This is a genomic window from Stutzerimonas marianensis, from assembly GCF_022810315.1.
GTDB lineage: Bacteria > Pseudomonadota > Gammaproteobacteria > Pseudomonadales > Pseudomonadaceae > Stutzerimonas > Stutzerimonas marianensis.
In genome coordinates this window covers 1-360 of record NZ_JALGRD010000072.1, presented here as the reverse complement: position 1 = coordinate 360, position 360 = coordinate 1, and the positions used below count along the sequence as shown (strand labels likewise).

The window sequence follows — 360 nt, the reverse complement described above, 5'->3', positions numbered from 1 at the left end:
GGTTCAAACTCAATCGCGTTTGTTTTAAGGGAGACAGGCGCTACGACAACGGTATTTACTACGAGTGGCAATGCCCAGCCTACCCAAACAGGGATTGGCACAAGCACCGGATATGTAGAGGCCTATGAAGGCAGCTATGTATTTCCGGCGTTTGGTTTCCTTAACAGCGCTAGCGGGGTCACCGGGCTGAATCTGAAGAGCCTTGGCAACCAGGGTGGAAATGCAACGACTTCTGAAGATGGTATACTCCAGGTATCTGAAGGCGACACGTTGGCGCTTCTTTATGGCGGAACCACCCTTGACACGGCCTCTGTTAGTTATCATGGCGCCCCTAATTCTACAATAACATTTACAACAGGC

General features: G+C 50.6%; 1 protein-coding gene. It reads left to right on the top strand.

The genetic code is table 11. From position 1 onward, the window contains the following. Nucleotides 1-360, top strand: a 360-nt coding sequence (locus tag MST27_RS22295; RefSeq protein WP_243608022.1) for a hypothetical protein, incomplete at both ends; no start/stop codon positions are given.